Annotated in this window: 11 protein-coding genes; 4 read left to right on the plus strand and 7 right to left on the minus strand. The window is 60.0% G+C overall.

Translation table 11 applies throughout. From position 1 onward, the window contains the following. Window positions 1–34 precede the first annotated feature (34 nt). From AB0366_RS23810 to AB0366_RS23820, 3 genes are all read left to right on the plus strand, one after another. Window positions 35–1,762 (plus strand): AAA domain-containing protein, encoded by a 1,728-nt coding sequence (locus AB0366_RS23810; protein WP_366246167.1) that lies wholly within the window; start codon window positions 35–37, stop codon window positions 1,760–1,762. Next, the gene (locus AB0366_RS23815) at window positions 1,759–3,429 is read left to right on the plus strand and encodes a sigma factor-like helix-turn-helix DNA-binding protein (RefSeq protein WP_366246168.1); all 1,671 of its coding nucleotides are present in this window, start codon (window positions 1,759–1,761) and stop codon (window positions 3,427–3,429) included. The genes AB0366_RS23810 and AB0366_RS23815 overlap by 4 nt, the downstream gene beginning before the upstream one ends. Before the next feature lie 97 nt (window positions 3,430–3,526). Beyond that, entirely contained in the window at window positions 3,527–5,398 is a 1,872-nt protein-coding gene (locus tag AB0366_RS23820; protein ID WP_366246169.1) for a DUF262 domain-containing protein, read from the plus strand. A 226-nt stretch (window positions 5,399–5,624) separates the two neighbouring features. Here the strand turns inward: AB0366_RS23820 and AB0366_RS23825 are convergent, their stop codons facing one another. After that, window positions 5,625–6,950: an ISL3-like element ISPfr2 family transposase gene (locus AB0366_RS23825; protein WP_366246170.1), complete on the minus strand. Its 1,326-nt coding sequence runs from the start codon at window positions 6,948–6,950 to the stop codon at window positions 5,625–5,627. Window positions 6,951–7,951: 1,001 nt separating this feature from the next. Continuing rightward, window positions 7,952–8,263 carry a putative quinol monooxygenase gene (locus tag AB0366_RS23830; protein WP_003941073.1) on the minus strand — a complete coding sequence of 104 codons (312 nt, stop codon included), beginning with the start codon at window positions 8,261–8,263 and terminating at the stop codon, window positions 7,952–7,954. Window positions 8,264–8,370: 107 nt separating this feature from the next. Here AB0366_RS23830 and AB0366_RS23835 point away from each other — a divergent pair, with 107 nt between their 5' ends. Continuing rightward, window positions 8,371–9,312, plus strand: coding sequence for a helix-turn-helix domain-containing protein (locus AB0366_RS23835; RefSeq protein ID WP_366246171.1), 942 nt, complete (start codon window positions 8,371–8,373; stop codon window positions 9,310–9,312). Between the two features lie 456 nt (window positions 9,313–9,768). Here AB0366_RS23835 and AB0366_RS23840 read toward each other — a convergent pair whose 3' ends face one another. The 5 genes from AB0366_RS23840 to AB0366_RS23860 all read right to left on the minus strand — a co-directional run bounded on the left by AB0366_RS23840 (window position 9,769) and on the right by AB0366_RS23860 (window position 17,125). Continuing rightward, on the minus strand, window positions 9,769–10,023 hold the full coding sequence (locus AB0366_RS23840; protein WP_366246172.1) for a hypothetical protein: 255 nt from the start codon (window positions 10,021–10,023) through the stop codon (window positions 9,769–9,771). 110 nt (window positions 10,024–10,133) lie between these two features. Next, the gene (locus AB0366_RS23845) at window positions 10,134–11,255 is read right to left on the minus strand and encodes a hypothetical protein (RefSeq protein WP_366246173.1); all 1,122 of its coding nucleotides are present in this window, start codon (window positions 11,253–11,255) and stop codon (window positions 10,134–10,136) included. Next, window positions 11,248–12,429 carry a GIY-YIG nuclease family protein gene (locus AB0366_RS23850; RefSeq protein ID WP_366246174.1) on the minus strand — a complete coding sequence of 394 codons (1,182 nt, stop codon included), beginning with the start codon at window positions 12,427–12,429 and terminating at the stop codon, window positions 11,248–11,250. The genes AB0366_RS23845 and AB0366_RS23850 overlap by 8 nt, the downstream gene beginning before the upstream one ends. Then, window positions 12,426–14,414, minus strand: coding sequence for a DEAD/DEAH box helicase (locus AB0366_RS23855; protein WP_366246175.1), 1,989 nt, complete (start codon window positions 14,412–14,414; stop codon window positions 12,426–12,428). Before AB0366_RS23855 ends, AB0366_RS23850 begins: the two co-directional genes overlap by 4 nt. Further along, on the minus strand, window positions 14,411–17,125 hold the full coding sequence (locus AB0366_RS23860; RefSeq protein WP_366246176.1) for a DNA methyltransferase: 2,715 nt from the start codon (window positions 17,123–17,125) through the stop codon (window positions 14,411–14,413). The genes AB0366_RS23855 and AB0366_RS23860 overlap by 4 nt, the downstream gene beginning before the upstream one ends. Between the last annotated feature and the right edge of the window lie 322 nt (window positions 17,126–17,447).

Below are 17,447 nucleotides of genomic sequence, written 5' to 3' on the forward strand. Positions count from 1 at the left end.
AAACGAAGCTGAGGCAGCAGCCCTCGTCGATCAAATGATCGAATGTTTCGACGACCCTGCCTACGACGACAAGACTTTCGGTGTTGTTGTGCTGCAGGGACAATCGCAGGTCGACGTGATCAGGAACCTGCTACTTGCCAAAGTCAGCACTGAAGTGTGGGAGGAAAGGCGTCTCAGAGTAGGAACCCCGCCCGACTTCCAGGGCGATGAGCGAAACGTCATCATGCTGTCGATGGTCGTTGCACCAGAGCACAACTTCGCATCTCTGACCAAGAGCGAGTTTCAACGACGTTTCAATGTCGCGGCGTCGCGTGCTCAGGACCAGCTCTGGCTGTTCCATTCGGTGACCGCCGATCGCCTGAGGTCGACCGACCTTCGTCAGTCGCTTCTGACGTACGTCAGTTCGACATCTCCGGCCCCCGCTGCAGCGATGCCGGAAAACGTCAGCCGTGATGTTCGGCAGGCACCCTTCGACAGCCTCTTCGAGCAGCGGGTGTTCAATGACATTGTTGCCCGCGGTTACCACGTCAACCCTCAGGTCGAAGTGAACGGCCGGCGACTAGACCTCGTCGTCACCGGCGGTGCATCGCGCATCGCAGTCGAATGTGACGGCGACGCCTGGCATTCGACCCCTGAGCAGGTCCGCGCGGATCTCGAACGCGAGCAGGAGATCAAGAGGGTCGGGTGGACGTTCTGGCGGGTTCGTGAGTCCGAGTACTACCTGGATCAGACTGCAGCCCTGTCGACGCTGTGGGAAACACTCGACGATTTGGGTATCTCACCCTATTCAGTGGCTGCAGCTGCTGTGGATGAGGCGATGCCGGCATGGTCGCCGGTTGTACTGACCGCGGACGAGTCGATCGTCGAGGAAGTGGCAGAGGAAGAGGCGCTTGCAGCACTGCCCGTGGTGCCGACGCCGCGCACTGTGGCCGTCCCGACACCAGCGCGGGAAACCGCTGCACGAGCAGGCGATCGGCCTCTTGCCGCGGCGGTTGGTCAATCAGATCGACAGCCTGAACACCGGGGAGCTGCCGCCGATTCGTCGGTAAAGCTTCAACCGCGCGTCTTCGAAGCGGGTGTTATGAAGGAGCTGCAGCGAGGACGAGCGACTCAATCAGAACTCGAAAGACGCTTGATAGTTGGTGAGGGTGCTCTCGACGACACTTTGAATCACCTCGTACTGAAACGCCGGCTAGTGACGCAGGGGAGCGGTGCCGATCTTCAGTACAGTGTCCGACCGCTTCGAGGCGAGTCCGAATCGAACATGCACGACGCTACGCCGACGCGAGACCCGCAAGCTCACAGGATCGTGTCGCGTAAAGACATCAGAGAGCAGCTGATTGCACGTGCTGCCGAAGCAGCCGTGACGGCCCATGAAATTACTACCGACTTAAGCGTCTCAGATGACATTGTTCGCGCGGTCGGGCGAGGGTTGGTGAGCGAAGGACTGCTCGAAGAAGACGATGGCACCTACACGCTGGTGAGACCGTCGACCGCGGTTGCCACCGAACCCGCAGCTGCCGAGTCCAACAATGCAAGAAGCAAAGAATTACCCAAACCCGAAATCGCCGTCGCTAAACAGCTGCTGGTAGCTGCGGCGTGGGACGTCGGAACGAAGCTGAACATCTCACGCGCGTGCAGGGTCACGGGATTCACGCCTGCCGAAGTCCAAGGTGTTCTTGCTGAACTCGTCCAGGACCGAAGGCTGGTGAAGCAGACCGACGGAAATACATCGGTGTGGATCAAGAATCGTCATCTATGAAGACGGCAAATGCAGTGCGTCCGCTCCGACAGTGGCAGGCCGAGGCTCTGCTGCAGTGGCAGCAAGCTGGCAATACCGGCGTGGTGCAGGCAGTGCGAGGTGCAGGCAAGACCGAGGTGGGTGCCACCGCCGTCGTTGCAGCGTTGAACCGTAGGCTGCAATCGGTTGTGGTCGTTCAGGATTCGGACGCCGCCGTGGTATGGATTCAGATGCTGGCGGAAAGGGCACCGACCGCAACGATCGAAAATTTGGGCGCACAGACTGACCCGGATGCGGATGTGATTGTCGCGGAGGCCGGATCGTTGAGGCGGCTCCGGCATGCTGGGCGACGCACAGGTGGTTTGCTTGTAATCGACGACGTTCATCTCTTGGTTGCGGCCGAGCGCAGTGAGCTGTCTAGCCACCGGTTCCAAGAACGCCTGGGGTTGGCGGACTATGCCGCGGGTTGGGTACCGACTTCACTTGCGAAAGAATTCGGTGCAGTCATTGTTGGCTGCGACTACAAAAGAGCTCGACGAGAAGGCCATTCAGCGCCTCTCCGAGTGCTGATGGTTGGAGTGCCGTTCAAGGCTGACGAGCTGAAGCGCTACACCAAACACGATGAAGCCGCGAGTCGTACGCGTTCGGACCTTGTTCGGCGATACCGATGCCGCACGAACAGCGAAGACAACTTTGAGTCGGACGTTCGCCGGTTGGCGGACGGGCCTTCGTCGGATTCCGGCACGCAGGCCGCCCGCCGCTATCAAGCGTCGATCGATGAACGCCGAAATTCTGTCGACGGTTGCATCGGTAAAATCTTCGCGCTACGTGAACTCTCGCAAGTGTTCAAACGCAGCGGACATACGCTCGTCTTTACTGAAACCAGTTCGTTGGCAAGCCGACTGGCAGAAATTCTGTTGGAGGAGAGGATCCTGGCAGCGCCTTTTTCAGCGAGACTCGACGCAAGCGACCGTCGAGAATTGGTGTCGAGCTTCGAGGAAGGTGTGATGAGCGCACTCACTGTGCCTTCCGAACTGGATGCCATGACAGCAATCCCCGATGCAGATACTGCGGTGCTTGCGTCGTCCAGTCGCAGTCGCCATTCGCTGTTGCACCGAATGGGTCGGGTAGTGGGAACTCGTGATTCGGCGCAGCCGACCAACGTTGTCGTCCTGTACATGGAAGGCACCTTCGAGGATCCGAAGATCGGCACTCGTGATACGTATCTCGACGAGCTCACATCCGCGGCGACGGAGATCGTGACCGCCGACGTTGATGGTGCTGTCGAGACGCTGGCCGGCTGGACTGCTTCGATCAATCAGATTGCTGCACTAAAGGACACGGATAAACGCGACGATCGATCTTTAGAGGAACTCGCGTTCAAGATCGTCAACGAGGAGCCGGCAGTGGTCGGCCTCGACCACGACAGGTCCGTGATTCGAGAGCTTCTGCGACGAACGACTGCCAGCCCGACGATGGACGAGGTCGACGAGGTGCTGCGGAGTCTGTCGATTCTCGATGAGCGAGAGGTTGCCGTCGTCATCGCCAGGTACGGTTTGGATGGAGATGAGCCGCGGACGTACCCGCAGATCGCGGAACGTGTTGGAGTGTCTGCGGGGCAGGTAAGTCAAATCGAGAAGGAAGCGATTTCGAAGGTCCTTCACACGCGGGACGGGAGTCCCAGCTGAACTCGGATCTTTTGTACTGCCATCGCGGTCCTCGATTGAAGGATTGCAGTGTGGAGACGGTCGGAATCAAATTCTTACTAAGATAGGTCAGGAAATCATGGGTAGCATTACGCCGCATTATCGAACTGTCACACAGTTGCTTCAGAGTCGATCGTTTTCCATAGATGAGTATCAGCGCGAGTATAAATGGAGCCAACAGAATATCGAAGAATTGATTACTGACCTTCAAGGTAAGTTCGAGTCTGCCTACCGGACTGGTGACACTCCAAAAAATGCTAGCGAGTATCCGGACTATTTTCTTGGCTCGATCATTGTCACCAAGAGGGTAGGTAAAAATTTTCTCGTCGATGGACAGCAGCGAGTCACTTCGTTGACTCTCTTTCTCATATTCTTGTACCGCGAAGCGAAAGAGCGCAACTTCGCAGTGGCTTCGACAATTGAACCGCTGATTTTCTCCGACAATTATGGCGAGCGACAGTTTAACCTAGACGTGACTGAGCGTGTTCCGGTGATTCGAGCCCTTTTTGGTGGCGAGGAGTACAACCCGGACGGCAAAGAAGAATCTGTGCAAAACATAATCGACCGGTACCGGGACATTGAAAACATCGGATTGATCGAGGGTCTTGGTGACGGATTGGAGTCATTTATATACTGGCTTCTTAATAATGTCGGACTGATTGAGATTGCCACCGATTCAGACGCGCATGCCTACTCGATCTTCGAGACTATGAACGATCGCGGAAAGCCGCTAAGTCCGGTTGACATGCTGAAGGCGTACCTTCTCGGTTCGATTGCGGACACAGCTCAGCGGTCAGACGCCAATGGGAAATGGAAGAAGACGGTATCGGAACTAATCTCATGGGCATCGGAGCCGAACCCGGAACGCGATTCGAGCTTTGTTAAAGCATGGTTGAGAAGCCAGTATGCGGAGACCATTCGAGACCGCAAAGCTGGCGCGATTGATATGGATTGGGAGCTAATTGGCACAGCGTTTCACAGGTGGATTCGCGATAACGCTACTGTTGTGGGCGTGGGTTCGTCTGCAGACAATTACCTTCTAATGACTGAGAGCTTTCCATTTTTCGCACGTGCGTACCTCAAAATACAAGACGCCAGCCGCAATTATACGTCCGGGCTGGAATCTCTATTCTTCAATGCACACAACGACTTTACTTGGCAAAGCACCGTCCTTTTGGCGTCTCTTGATCCGATGGACGATGACGACACGGTCAATCGTAAATTGGCTGCGACTGCTACATATCTTGATATTTGGATAATGCGTCGAACGGTCAACTACGTCCGGGTGGGATACTCGGCTGTGAGTTATGCCATGTGGATTCTCTGCAAGGAGATAAGGAGGAAGCCAGTAAATGAGCTCGTGGATATATTGGTCGCGAAGCTGTACAGTGACGATGTTTCATTTGATGGTAGCCAAGCTCGCGGGCGCGGAGGCGTAACTGAGCTGCGGCTCAATCAGTTCAGTCGCAGGTACATCTATCACCTCCTCGCGCGTCTGACCGCCTATACCGACGTACAGTCCGGGAAGCCCGACATCTTCGACAAGTATGTCGACCGGAAGCAGAAGAACGCGTTTGATATCGAACATGTTTGGGCTGACAAGTACCGTCGGTATGCCGACGAGGTAGCGAACGAGCAGGAGTTCGACAGCGTACGAAACAACGTAGGTGGCCTTGTGCTTTTGCCGGCAGACGTCAACCGCAGCTATCAAGATCGCACTTTCGAGGAAAAGTCGCCTCATTATGCGAAGCAAAACCTGTATGCAGCAAGTCTTACCAAAGCGGCATACCAGCACCAACCACAGTTCAGGAACTTCATCGAACGCGAAGGCCTTGGCTTCAAATCATACGACGACTTCGGCGTCGATCAACAAACGGAGAGGCGCCAGCTTGTCCTTGAGCTGGCGAAACGTGTCTGGTCGGTTGAACGAGTTTCCGCATTTCGCGTTTGAACGACCCGTGGTTTTGACGAGACTCAGCGATATTTTCAACTCCGAGTTTTATGACGGTGCTCGGTGAAGGTGCCCAGATCTGATCTTTGAAAGTGCCCGCCCTCATTGGCTCCGCCAATGAGGGCGGGCCTCCTCCGATGCTAATGGTCTCTGACCACACACCAGCGCCCCGAAGGAGACGGGCAGTCCCAATTGCTTGACGGCTGTTTCAGGCGAGATTGATGGCTCATCCCAATCGGGGGTGTAGGAGTTGGGGTCTGAAGCCGCCGGTCTCGAGCAGGCTTCGGGCGATGTAGTTGGTCAGGTTGCGGAACCCGAGTGCGGAGCCGCGCAGGTGTTCGAGCCGTCCGTTGAGCGCCTCGGTCGGCCCGTTGCTGGTGCCAGGTCGTTCGAAGTAGGCGAGCACGTCGGCGGCTCGCTTCTTCAGGGTCCGGCCCAGGGTGGTGAGCTCGGTGAGCACCTTGGGGACGCCGGCGCTGAGGTCGGTGATCAGCTTCTCCATGAGCTCGCGGCCACGTTGCCGGTCCTCGTGGCGATAGGCGGCGATCATGCGCTGGTAGACACCCCAGGTCGCCTCGACCTCGACGTGAGCGTCATCAACGAACAGCGCGCGTAGCCTGTCGCTCTGCTTGTCGGTAAGCAGGTCCGCGCCGGTGTGCAGCGTGCGCCGCGACTTGTAGAGCGGGTCGTCCCTGAACCCACGGTGCCCGTGGATCGCGAGTTGGACCCGGCGCCGACACCTGTCGAGGGCGTCACCGGCCAGGCGCACGACGTGGAAGGGATCCATCACCGTGACCGCGTCCGGGATCTCCTCCGCAGCGGCGGTCTTGAACCCGGTGAAGCCGTCCATCGCGACCACCTCGACCGCGTCACGGAAGGCGTCGTCGCGGTCGGCGAGCCAGGTCTTGAACGCCGCCTTCGACCGGCCCTCGACCATGTCCAGCAGCCTTGCTGGGCCGGAGCCATCGCGGACCGGGGTGAGGTCGATGATCACGGTGACGTACTTGTCGCCACGCCTGGTGTGGCGCCAGACGTGCTCATCGACGCCAATGACCTTCACGCCCTCGAACCGCGTGGAGTCGTTGATCAGCAGCCGCTTGCCTTCGGCCAGGACCGCGTTGTTGGCGGTGTCCCACGCGACCCCGAGTCCCTCGGCGACACGGGCGACGGTGAGGTGTGCGACCACGATCCCTTCCAGCGCCCACCGCAACCCGGTGCGCGAGAGCTTCGCGCGTGGCTCCGCCGCGGCGCTGGTGTCTTGGCGCCACACGTGTCCGCAGTCGGCACAGCGGTAGCGGCGCACTACAACTTCCAGCACGGTCGGTCGCCAGCCCAGTGGCTCGTGGGCCAACCGCCGGATCACGGTGTCACGAGCAGCACCTTCGCTGCCGCACCGTCGGCACCACTGATCTGGTTGCACCACGCGGCACGCGAGGACCGCACGATCCGGTTCAAGTCGTTGCCCGGTCACGCTCAGACCGAGGCCGTCGAGTCGAGCGAAGGCGGTCAGGTCAGGGCGGCCGAAGCCGGCCGGCGGGGTAGCGTCGGACACGTCGAGGTCTTTCGGATGGATGGCGTAGGAACCTCCATCGTCGGGAGACCTCGACGTCTATCTGCGGACCGACGCGCCCGGCCGACCTACACCCTCACCTGGGAAGAGCCCTGAAACGTCTTCGACGACGACGGGACCGGCGAGGAGCAAGGCGCGGTGAGCTAAAGAATGGAGCTTGCTCGGCTTCGACGCCGCCGCGAGCTCCGGTGAAACTCCGGTAAAACGGTCGGTACTGGTCGGTCGTCGTCGGTCACCACCGGATGGCAGCGTCCCCCACGCTCGGCGTTTGCGCAGGTCAGCGGCTCGTTCACCCAGTGGGCGCATCAAGCGATAGACGCAGAGCCGACGTGATTAGGTCGTCGGTTCGATTCCGACAGGCGGCTCCGGCGAACAGCCCCTGACCTGCGCAAACGCAGGGCAGGGGCGGTTCGGTTCTGGTGGTCGCGCGATGCGCTGGCCTCACGGCTCTGCCCGACACCGACGTCGCTCTCCTCTGCGACGGACCCCTCGCCTGCTGAGCGCTCGCGGCCGGCATCCTGTCCGTGTGCCGATAGGCCTCGCTCCGCTCGGCAACGCAGCGTGGCGTTGTGTCGCGACCTGGACGTGCGAGGTGTCAACGGTGCGTCGGCGCAGCGATCGTTGTGTGCGCAGCGAGATGCTCCATGCCGCACGCGCGGCGCGCACGAACGCAACGCCCCGGAACGCCAACGACCCGTCATCGCTGCGACGCGCAACGCGTCTCCCGTCACGGCAACGGATCGCAACCACGACCCGCCCACGGCACCTCGCGGGACGGAGGGCAAGTTGACACAGTTGCGCTGCCATGGAACCGCGCTGGCTCTCTCGATGACCACCGGTGAAACAGTGCCGCTCCAGGCTTGCGCCTGGTGTTGCCTGGCCTCCTCGTGATCGGCCCGTCGGGGATCGTCAACGTGGTGCGGGTGTCGAGGCGGTCGGGTCCGACGGCTCGGCGGGGCGCGATCGTCTCGTGCGTTGGCGGACTACGGGAGCTTGGACGCGAGGACGTCGGCCGCCAGGATCTCGGGTGCTGCGCCGAGGAGGTGCTGGTTGGCCATCAGGGCTGCGACGATGGCGCCGTTGGCGTGGGCGTCGCGAGCGGCCTCGTCGGGGAATGCATCGAAGATCCAGAAGGTGTCGGCGTGGGTCCTGACCGCAAACCAGACAATCGTTCCTACTTCTTCGTTGGCGAGCGCGACAGCGCCGGCGAGCAGATCGGCGAGCGCGTCGTGCTGTCCATCGGCCGCGACGATCTTGGCGACGAAGGCATACGGAAGTGATGCGGGTGTGGACATGAGGGGTTCTCCTTGAAGTCGGGGTTCTTCGTGGGGCGAGTTCAGCGTATGACGAGCGAGGGCCGGTGGGGAGTGGCGTATACGACAGTATTGCTATTGTTCGCGCCATGCGTATCGGACTGATCGCGATCGACGGCTGCTTCGGTTCGGCGGTCGCGTCGGTCATCGACATCGTGCGGGTGGCCGACGGAGCCCGCGGCGATGTCGACCCGCGGATCGACCCGATCGAACTCGCCATCCTCGGACCGAAACGGCGAGTGACCACGACGGCATCGATGACCCTGTCGGTAGACCACCCGCTGTCGGAGTCCGGAGAGTTCGACGTGGTCGTCGTCCCTGCGCTTGGAACCCTCACGGCCGCCGCTACCCACGACGCCCTCCAGAGCCGAGATGCACGTTCGGTCATCGCCTCACTCGGGCGCCTCGACGACGCGACCACCCGGATCGCCGCGGCGTGCACCGGCGTGTTCGCCGTCGCCGAGACTGGACGGATGCATCATCGGCGGGCGACGACCAGCTGGTTCCTGGGGCCGGAGTTCCTGAAGCGCTATCCGACCGTCGCCCTCGATCTCGACACCATGGTCGTGGTCGACGGGAACCTCGTCACCGCCGGCGCCGCGTTCGCCCACATCGACCTCGCGCTCTCACTCGTGCGATCGATCAGCCCCGACCTGGCCCAACATGTCGCCAAGCTCCTCATCATCGACGAGCGTCCGTCGCAGGCGGCCTTCGTCGCCTACGAACATCTCCGGCACGAGGACCCGATCGTCGTCGAGTTCGAACGCTTCGTGCGCGCCCGCCTGGACGAACCGTTCAACGTCGCCTTCGTCGCGCAGTCGCTCGGCACCAGCCGGCGCACCCTCGAACGACGAGTCCGTGCGGCGCTCAACCTCACTCCGCTCGGCTTCGTCCAACGGCTTCGCATCGAACGAGCTCGGCACCTCTCAGCAACCACGGACCTCACCTCCGCCGAGATCGCGATACGGGTCGGCTATGCGAACGCCGAGACTCTGCGCTCCCTCCTGCGCAGGGAGCGACGCCGTTCCTGACCTATCGCCATGCCTGTAGCCGGTGTCCTAGTGCTCGGTTGGAACCACCTCTCAGCACGTCGCGTCGACGCTCCTGCGTCGCCCCTGGACGACCCACTCGACACGCCCGCAGCACAGGCCATGTGACGTGCCCCGGCTTCCCGGACGGTCGGGGTTGGGTGGCTGTGATGTCGCTGCGTTCTCGTCGAGGGGGTCAGCAGACCCGATCAGGGTCGATTGGGATGAGCCGCGAAGGCGGTCAGGTCAAGGCGGCCGAAGCCGGCCGGCGGGGTAGCGTCGGACACGTCGAGGTCTTTCGGATGGATGGCGTAGGAACCTCCATCGTCGGGAGACCTCGACGTCTATCTGCGGACCGACGCGCCCGGCCGACCTACACCCTCATCTGGGAAGAGCCAGATTGATTGGTGTGGAGAGTGCGCGCTGTGCTCGGCGACGATCGTATGCGTCACAATCTGGCTAGACCTTGGAGGCCGACTCCTTCGGCGAGGCGTCGATGACGATGACTTCCATGGTGTCAGGCTTGTTCAGGCTGAGGGACTGTACCGCTTTCTCGGTTTTGTCGATCTCCCGCTGTGAGTAGGCGATCACGACGAACAGAGCCGAGTCGGTGCCGTTCGCCTTCTTGTAGACCTCCACCTGGTTCTCCATATTGCGCTTGAGCGAGCTGCTCTTGGCGAGCTTGAACTCGATCAAGGTCTTGTCGAGACCCATCGAGATTTTGAAGTCGACTGGGCCGCGGCCGTTGTTGACTTCCCGGTTGATGTCGAATCGGGACGCCTGGAGCAGCAGCCCGAAGAAAATCTGGACGTCTTGTTCGCTTGCTAGTTTCGTGCCGTTGCCCTTGTTGATGTTGCGCCAGCCGTCCTGGTTCTCGACGTAATTCTTAAAGATCTCGACGGCTCGCCGCGCTTCCTGCTGCGAAGTCCAGAGCTTCTCATAGAGCGGGGTTTTTGCGCGATGTCGTGCGCGGCCCGCTGCACCTGGTCGCGGAGCGCCTGGGTGTCGTCAACTTTCTGGCGGCTCTGCGCGATGGCCAGGTCGCCGGTGTCCTCCTTGGCCTTGATGTAGCAGTCGACGAGCTCAGGAAACGAGCGGAGCGCAAGTGCGCGTGCCTCTCGCTGTTCCTTGGCAGACGACTTGCCGGTGAGTCGTTGGCCGAGGTAGTGGTTGACGTCCGCGCGGAGCTGATGATTCTCCGTCGCTTCGAGGACCATGTCGAACGACCGCTCCAGGTCGGAGCGATTGATCCACGTATCGTCCTTCGTGAGGATGTCCACGGGTGTCAAGATTACGAAGTCATCCTCGGTGAAAGGGAGGTCGTAGGTCTCGGCAGCCCACGTCTCGGTCCGGTAGTTGAACTTCGCTCGTGCGACTGGAATTCTCTTTCGGCTTTCCGGCGGGAGGTGAGTCATCGCGAACTCGCTGGTGTAACGGAGCAGGAAATGCTTGATCAGGTTCGTAGTCAAATCCGAGATGGTGTCTCTGCCAACGCCGTTGCTCACGAGCGCGAGCTTTTCGACGTGGCTCGAACTGGTCAGCGGCTCGTGGCCGACGTTCTGCAGGAGGTTGCCGAGCGCCCCATGTAGCGCGACCGCAAATTTCTTGCCCAAACCGTGGCCGCGATTGCTGCCGACGGTGAAACCGAGCCAGTTCTGTCGGACCTCTTTGAAGGTGTACCAACTCTTGATGCGACCTGGATCGAGGTCCTCATCCGAGTGATCGCGAAGGAAGCACAGATAGCTGACGATTTGCTCGTGCAACGCGCGGTACTCCTCCTTGTCGCTGTTGAACAGCAGGAACGGGTCGATGAAGACAGGAAGGTCAGAGACGACGGAGATGTCGAATGCGCCCCAGCCCTCGAGCACACTGGGAGATACGTTGAATCGATCGCTGAAGTAGATGCCGGCAGGGTCGGCAACCCACGCAGACTGCTGCTCAGCCACGCTCGACCAGCTTCTCCCGCTCATTGTCGTAGACGTAGTCGGTGATCTCGCCGGACATGATCATCGCGACCGCCTGGTTGATGACGTGGAGCGGCACCAAGAACCATTCGGAAGGGTCGTAGTCGCGACCTTCCTTGCTGACCTGAGTCAGATCTAGCCGCACATCGGCGAAGACGCGGTGCAGCAGGTGCTCGAGCCACGACGCTCGAACGTTGTAGAGCCGGTAATCCGCCAGCACCTCGACCGGAGCCATGAGGTACGTCGGCGACTTCTCCGCGTTCTTCAGGCGAGTTTCAACGCTTGTGGTCGAGAAGCCGATCTTGTGGAGGTTCTGCATGTTGGCGATCAGAGGGTCAGTACTCAGCGACTTCAGGACGTAGATGTGGCCACTCTCCACGTCCGCGTCGAAGATCTCGTTCGTGCCGTATCCGGTGCGCGTCAGGACTTGTCCCTGCGCTTCGTACATACGGGTCATCAAGCTCTGCTTGTACATCGCCGACTCGGTGCCGTTTTCGAACACGACTTTCAAGCGCTGCTTCTGCCTGGGCTTCCCGCCGACGACCAGGTCCACATCCTCACCTACCTCGGCGACGAAGCACATCACTCCGTTAAGTACGAAGAAAACGCCCTCGCGGATCAGATCCAGTCCGCTGAAGGGCATCAGCGTGTAGGTGCCCTCGGTGAGCTCCGCGTGCTTCGCGTTGAACAACGGCTTATAGCGCTCGAAGTCGTCGGACTTCACCCGCTGGGCGACTGACTCCGGTGACTCCGGGCGCTTGATCACCGGCAGATCCGACACGTCGAGGATGCCGCTCTCGTCGCTGAGCAGGTCGTCGAGGTCGTCTCCCTCCAGCAGATCATCGATCGACGCCGGCGCTTCCCGCGTGGCGAGCAGCCCAAACTCGTCCAGGTGTTTGACCGCCGAGGCCCGTTCGTCGTTCGCCAGGAGTCCATCGAGCCGCGCGCCCAGCTTGCGCTCCGCGATCTCGCGAGTGCTTGAACTTGGTACCCGCCCGTAGGACCGATAGAACTCGACTATCTCCAGGAAGGCCCGCTCAAGGCGGTCCGAGGAGGTGACCTTCTGCGGCTTCTCAGGAGCGTTCAACAAGTCGTCGTCGAGGATGTCGTCCAAGCTCAGCGGCCCCGATGCCTCGACGATCTCGTCCTCACTCATGCGTCGGTCTCCAATTCCGTTGCGCGCCTCTGAGCATCACGCTGCTGCTTGAGCTTCTGCAGGTACAGGAGGGCCTCGGCCATGCGCTTCTCCTGCGGATCCTCCGATCGTACGTTCGGTCGCTTGCCACCGTTGACCTGAACCCAGGTCTTGATCTTCGGGTAGAGCGCGAGCGCCTCTTCTTCGGTGAACTCGACACGGGTGGCGAAGATCTGGTCCTGGATGATCCGCAGCACCGACGGAGTGACCGACTTTGACATGACCTCGAAGGCGCGCTGGAAGGGGTTGACCGAGTCGATCAGGTTAATGCTGAGTTCGTCGATGTTGACGAACTTCTCGGCCATCTTGATGAAGCGCTTGTCGCCGACTGGGCGCACCTCGCCGTTCTTGATCACAGAGTCGACGACGACCTGCTGGCGCACTTCCTCGACCTGCGCATCGGTGAGGTCAGGGTACTTCTCGCGGATGATCTTGGGGATCAGGACCTGGTTGGCGGTCTCGGCATCGATCGCGCCAGCGGCGGCGCGAGCGAACGTGTCGTCCTGGAGGATGGTCGCCTTCAGATCGTTGAGGTCCGTCTCGACGATTTGCTTGACGCGCTCGGTCGAAGGTTCCTTGAAGCCCTTGATCTTCAGCTCGCCAGGGGACTTCGAGTCATCACCGTCGAATTTCTTCGTTTTGAACCGGAAGTTCTGCGCCAGAACCTGCTCCATCAGCAGCGACGCGGTGATCGCCTTGAGCATGTTGTTGACCGAGACCTTCACCTCGCCCTGCGAGGCGTCAGGCTCGGCGATGAGGTTTGTGAACTGAGCGTGGGACTTTCCCGCGGAATCTCGTGTGACCCGGCCGATGATCTGGATGACTTCAGTGAGCGATGCTCGGTAGCCGACCGTCAAGGCGTGCTGCGCGAAGGGCCAGTCGAAGCCCTCCTTCGCCATGCCGAGGGCGACGATTATGTCGACGGCGTCGCGGTCCTTCGAGGCGGTGTGCGCCAGGTAATGAAGTGTGTCGCCGCGTTTCTTCTGATCGGTGTCATCGACCAGGTCGGCGACGCGCACGATCTGGCCGGTGTCCTTGCGGCGCACGTTGATGACACCCGTCTCGGGGTCGGTGCTTTCGACGAGCCCGATGGCGTCGATGATGAAGCCGACCTCTTCGAGCTTGTCCTTTGTCGACTCACCGGAGTTGACGTTCGGGATGTGCACGATGGTCTTCTTGTCGAGATCGAGGACCTCGCCGATCGCGTCGGTGTATCGACCCTGGTAGAAGTGGTGGCCGATGCCGAGCGAGCGCAGGTGCTCGTAGCCATTGAGCTGGTCGTAGTAGTTAAAGGTGACTGGAGTGAACTTGGCTTCGTCCTCCGGCGAGAGCACCGGCACCGAGTCGCCGCGAAAGTAGGAGCCGGTCATTGCCACAATGTGCACGTCCGAACCGTTCATCACGTCTCGGAGCATCGCGCCCAGGCGTGACGTCTCCGTATCTGCAGAGACATGGTGGAATTCGTCGATCGCCAGCACGGTCCCGTTGAAGGCTTCCGGTGCGAGCTTCTCGAAGGCGAACCGCAGCGTCGCATGCGTGCACACCAGGGTTGCGTCGGGTCCCTCGAGGAATTTGATGAACGCGTCGACCTTACCAGCGGACGAACCTGCGTCGCAGAGGTTGTGCTCGTACTTGATCTCCCAGTCGGCGAAGAAGCCGAACTTAGTTAGTTTGGTCGGTGCGAAGGATGCGCCGATCGAGCGCTCAGGTACCGCGACGATGACCTTCTTGCGGCCTTGGTTGTAGAGCTTGTCGAGCGCCACGAACATCAGCGCACGGGACTTTCCCGAGGCAGGCGGGGCCTTCAGCAGGAGGTGCTGTGCGTCGCGCTTTGCGAAGACCCGCTGCTGCATCTCACGCATGCCTAGTACGTCTGTGTTCACCGACGCCTTTGTCTGCGCGTAGGTGACGTTGACTATGTTGACGGGCTTCTTGATCGAGTTCACTTTGCGGACCTTTGGGTCTTCTTCGCCGGGACGTTCGTGGCTTCTTCGGCGGTCATACGCTCGTACATGACGAAGAGGTCTGACAGTCTCTGCTCGTCGGTCTCGTAGGGCTTCTTGGAGTAGACCGAATCGACGAGCGCGTCTACATCGGCGTGCGCCTCGCGAAGGTCGTAGGGCATCTTGTTTGGGTCGTAAAGTTCTGTGAGGGTCCGTTCGCAGTGGTACTCCCGGATGTCGAGGACGCGGAGTGCGGCGACAGTGAGCTCCTCCTTCGAAGCTTCTGAGAGCGGTGGGACTGGAAAGTTGTTATACACGATCGTATTCGAGTACTGATAGTCTTCCCGCATTCGTCCGCCAACTGCACCTGTCCAGGCCACGTGCGTACGCGACGTCAGCAAAGCCAGCACCCAGGGTTCGGCATCATAAACCCCGAAGGCCGATGCATTAATGATTGTGTCTGCGTCAAGATATCCAACGGGAATGTAGTCTCGTCGCACCGACGACACTTTCGGTATGAGGATCGACTCTGTTGCCTTATAGCGAACCTCGCCAAACCGGTACGGGACTCCGGCGAGCACCTTGGTCGCGACTTTGACGCTTTCGGCACGCTTCGCCCTGTTGCGATCAAACCGAGTCTTCAACTCAGGAATGCCAGCGGCCTCGACACACTCCGCGTCCGCTACCCAGATGCAATATTTTTCTTGATCATTGACAAATTCATCGGTTCCCATGATTTTGCGAATGAACCGGCCCGCTTCGGGGTTACTTGCTAAAATCCTGTCCCGCTCGTCAGCCTCAAGCATCAGGTTGCCCCAGTCGGTCCCCTTGGAACCGAACGTCATCGACGGCAACTCCGAAAGTGGTTCCGACCGGGGGGTCACGAACACGTTCCCGCCTTCGGCCAAATAGCCATTGATGTTTGACACCTCGACCTGGAGGTCGCTCTGATGCAGGAACTTCTTAGATGACTCTACGTTTCTGAGCGCGACGACAATGACGGTGACTCCTGCGTTTCGCTTGGCGTTATTCTCCCACTTGAATGGTGTATACGCGTATCCAATTTCGATACCCATTGCAAAGATCATTGGGAATATTAATCCCACCTGTTCGCCCTGGGTGATTGACTTCGTACTCACAAACGCCGCTCTAGCGGACACACCTTCGATGTAGTCAGCGGCCTTCACAAACCAGAGCGACACATAGTCGAGCTTCTTCGAGAACGTACGTTCTCCGAATACATGGATGAAGTCTGACTTCTGCTGCGCGGTCTGTTCTTTCACCCCAGCGTACGGTGGGTTGCTTATTAGATAGATCTCGCTGTCATCATTCGGGCAGACCTTGTTCCAGTCTTCGCGGGTCGCGTTGCCCTGCTTGATCTGGCCAATCTCCTTCAGCGGGATCAGCGGGATCGAGACGCCAAACTTGTCCTTGAACTCGGCGTTCATCTGATGCTTGGCGATCCATAGGGACAGGATCGCGACCTCGACGGCGAAGTCGTCGATCTCGATGCCATAGAAGCTCTCGATGCTGATTCTCGACTCGGCAAACAGGACCTGATGCTTGGGGTCAAGCTCGGCGAGGCGCTCAAGGAGCGCGTGCTCAAGCTTGCGCAACTCCTTATAGGCGATAACGAGGAAGTTTCCGGAGCCACAGGCAGGGTCGAAAACCTTGATCGTGCTGATGCGATCAAGCAGCGCTTCGAGCTTCCGTACGGAGTCGTGCCCAGCGTCCAGCTCATCCTTCAGTGCATCAAGGAAGAGCGGCTCGATGGTCTTCAGGATGTTTGGTACTGAGGTGTAGTGCTGGCCGAGGTCACTGCGCTTGCCTGGAGTGACGATGGCCTGAAACATCGATCCAAAGATGTCGGGGTTGATCTCTCGCCAGATGAGCTTGCCGGCGTTGATTAATTCTTCACGCGCGGCCTTCGTAAACTTCGGCACCACGTGATCGGGCGACATCGTGAACAGCCGACCGTTGACGTAAGGGAATGCCGCGAGGTGATTCGGCTTGTCGGCGGTGCTCGCCGTGTCGAGCGCGGTGAACAGGTCCGTCAGGAACTCGGCGGTGTCAGAGCCGTCGGAGAGCGTGTGCGAGGCGACCGCGTTCGTGAAATGGTTCTCGGCGAAGATCCCGGTGTCCTCGGCGAAGAAGCAGAAGAGCAGGCGCGTGAAGAAGAGGTTCAGCGCGTGCCGACCGTGGGGCTGCTCCAGCAGGCCGGGGTTCGCGTGCAGTAGCTCGTCGAAGAGCTTGCCCATACGTTCGGCGGCCTTGACGTCCGCGTGCGCCTCGGCGACGTATTGGGACTTCTCCATCCCGGCCCAGGGGAGGAAGAAGGTGAAGTGCTGATCGATCTCGCGGATCGGGAAACCGATCGTTTTACTCGTCTTTGTGTCCGTGGCGAAGAGATCCACGTAGTCGGTGACAATGACGAATCGGGTGCTGAAGCGCACGACGTCCGGTGACGTCTTTAGCTCTTCGAGCACGGCGAGGGGATCGCTGGTCGTCTCCTTGAAGTATACGACCTTCTTCTGGACGACTTCGCTTGCCTTGTCAGCGGCCACGTTCAGGTCACCCTTGCGCAAGCGCGTGACGCTGCTCTGCGGCTTCCCGTAGGCGAGCAAGAAGTCGAAGATGAACTCGCGGTCGTAGGTCTCACGCCCAGCCAGCGGCGCGACGCGTTCTTGGACAGCCCTTAAGTTGAGTCTCGCCATGCCTGTTCCTCTCGACAACCCGCTCGGGCTCCCGCGTGAAATCCTATCCGTACGGTTCGCCCCTGGGTTTGGGGCTCGTTTGAATTGCCAAGTAACCCGCTGTGCGTTGAAGCTTTTGCATCGCGTTGAGCGGCACGGGACGTCAACTACGGGGCCGTGACCGCCGGGATCGAGCTGCACGATTCGGCGTTCTCAGGCGGCACAACGGTCGCCCTCCGGTGATCGACGCGAACAGCACTTGCATTCTTGCCGAATCTATTTCTCTCGTTGCAGTTTCGGCTGCGAACTAAAGGAGGAAACTATGACCAACCCTCAGCTGTCC

It is taken from the genome of Rhodococcus sp. NPDC076796 (assembly GCF_040702765.1).
Classification (GTDB): domain Bacteria; phylum Actinomycetota; class Actinomycetes; order Mycobacteriales; family Mycobacteriaceae; genus Rhodococcoides.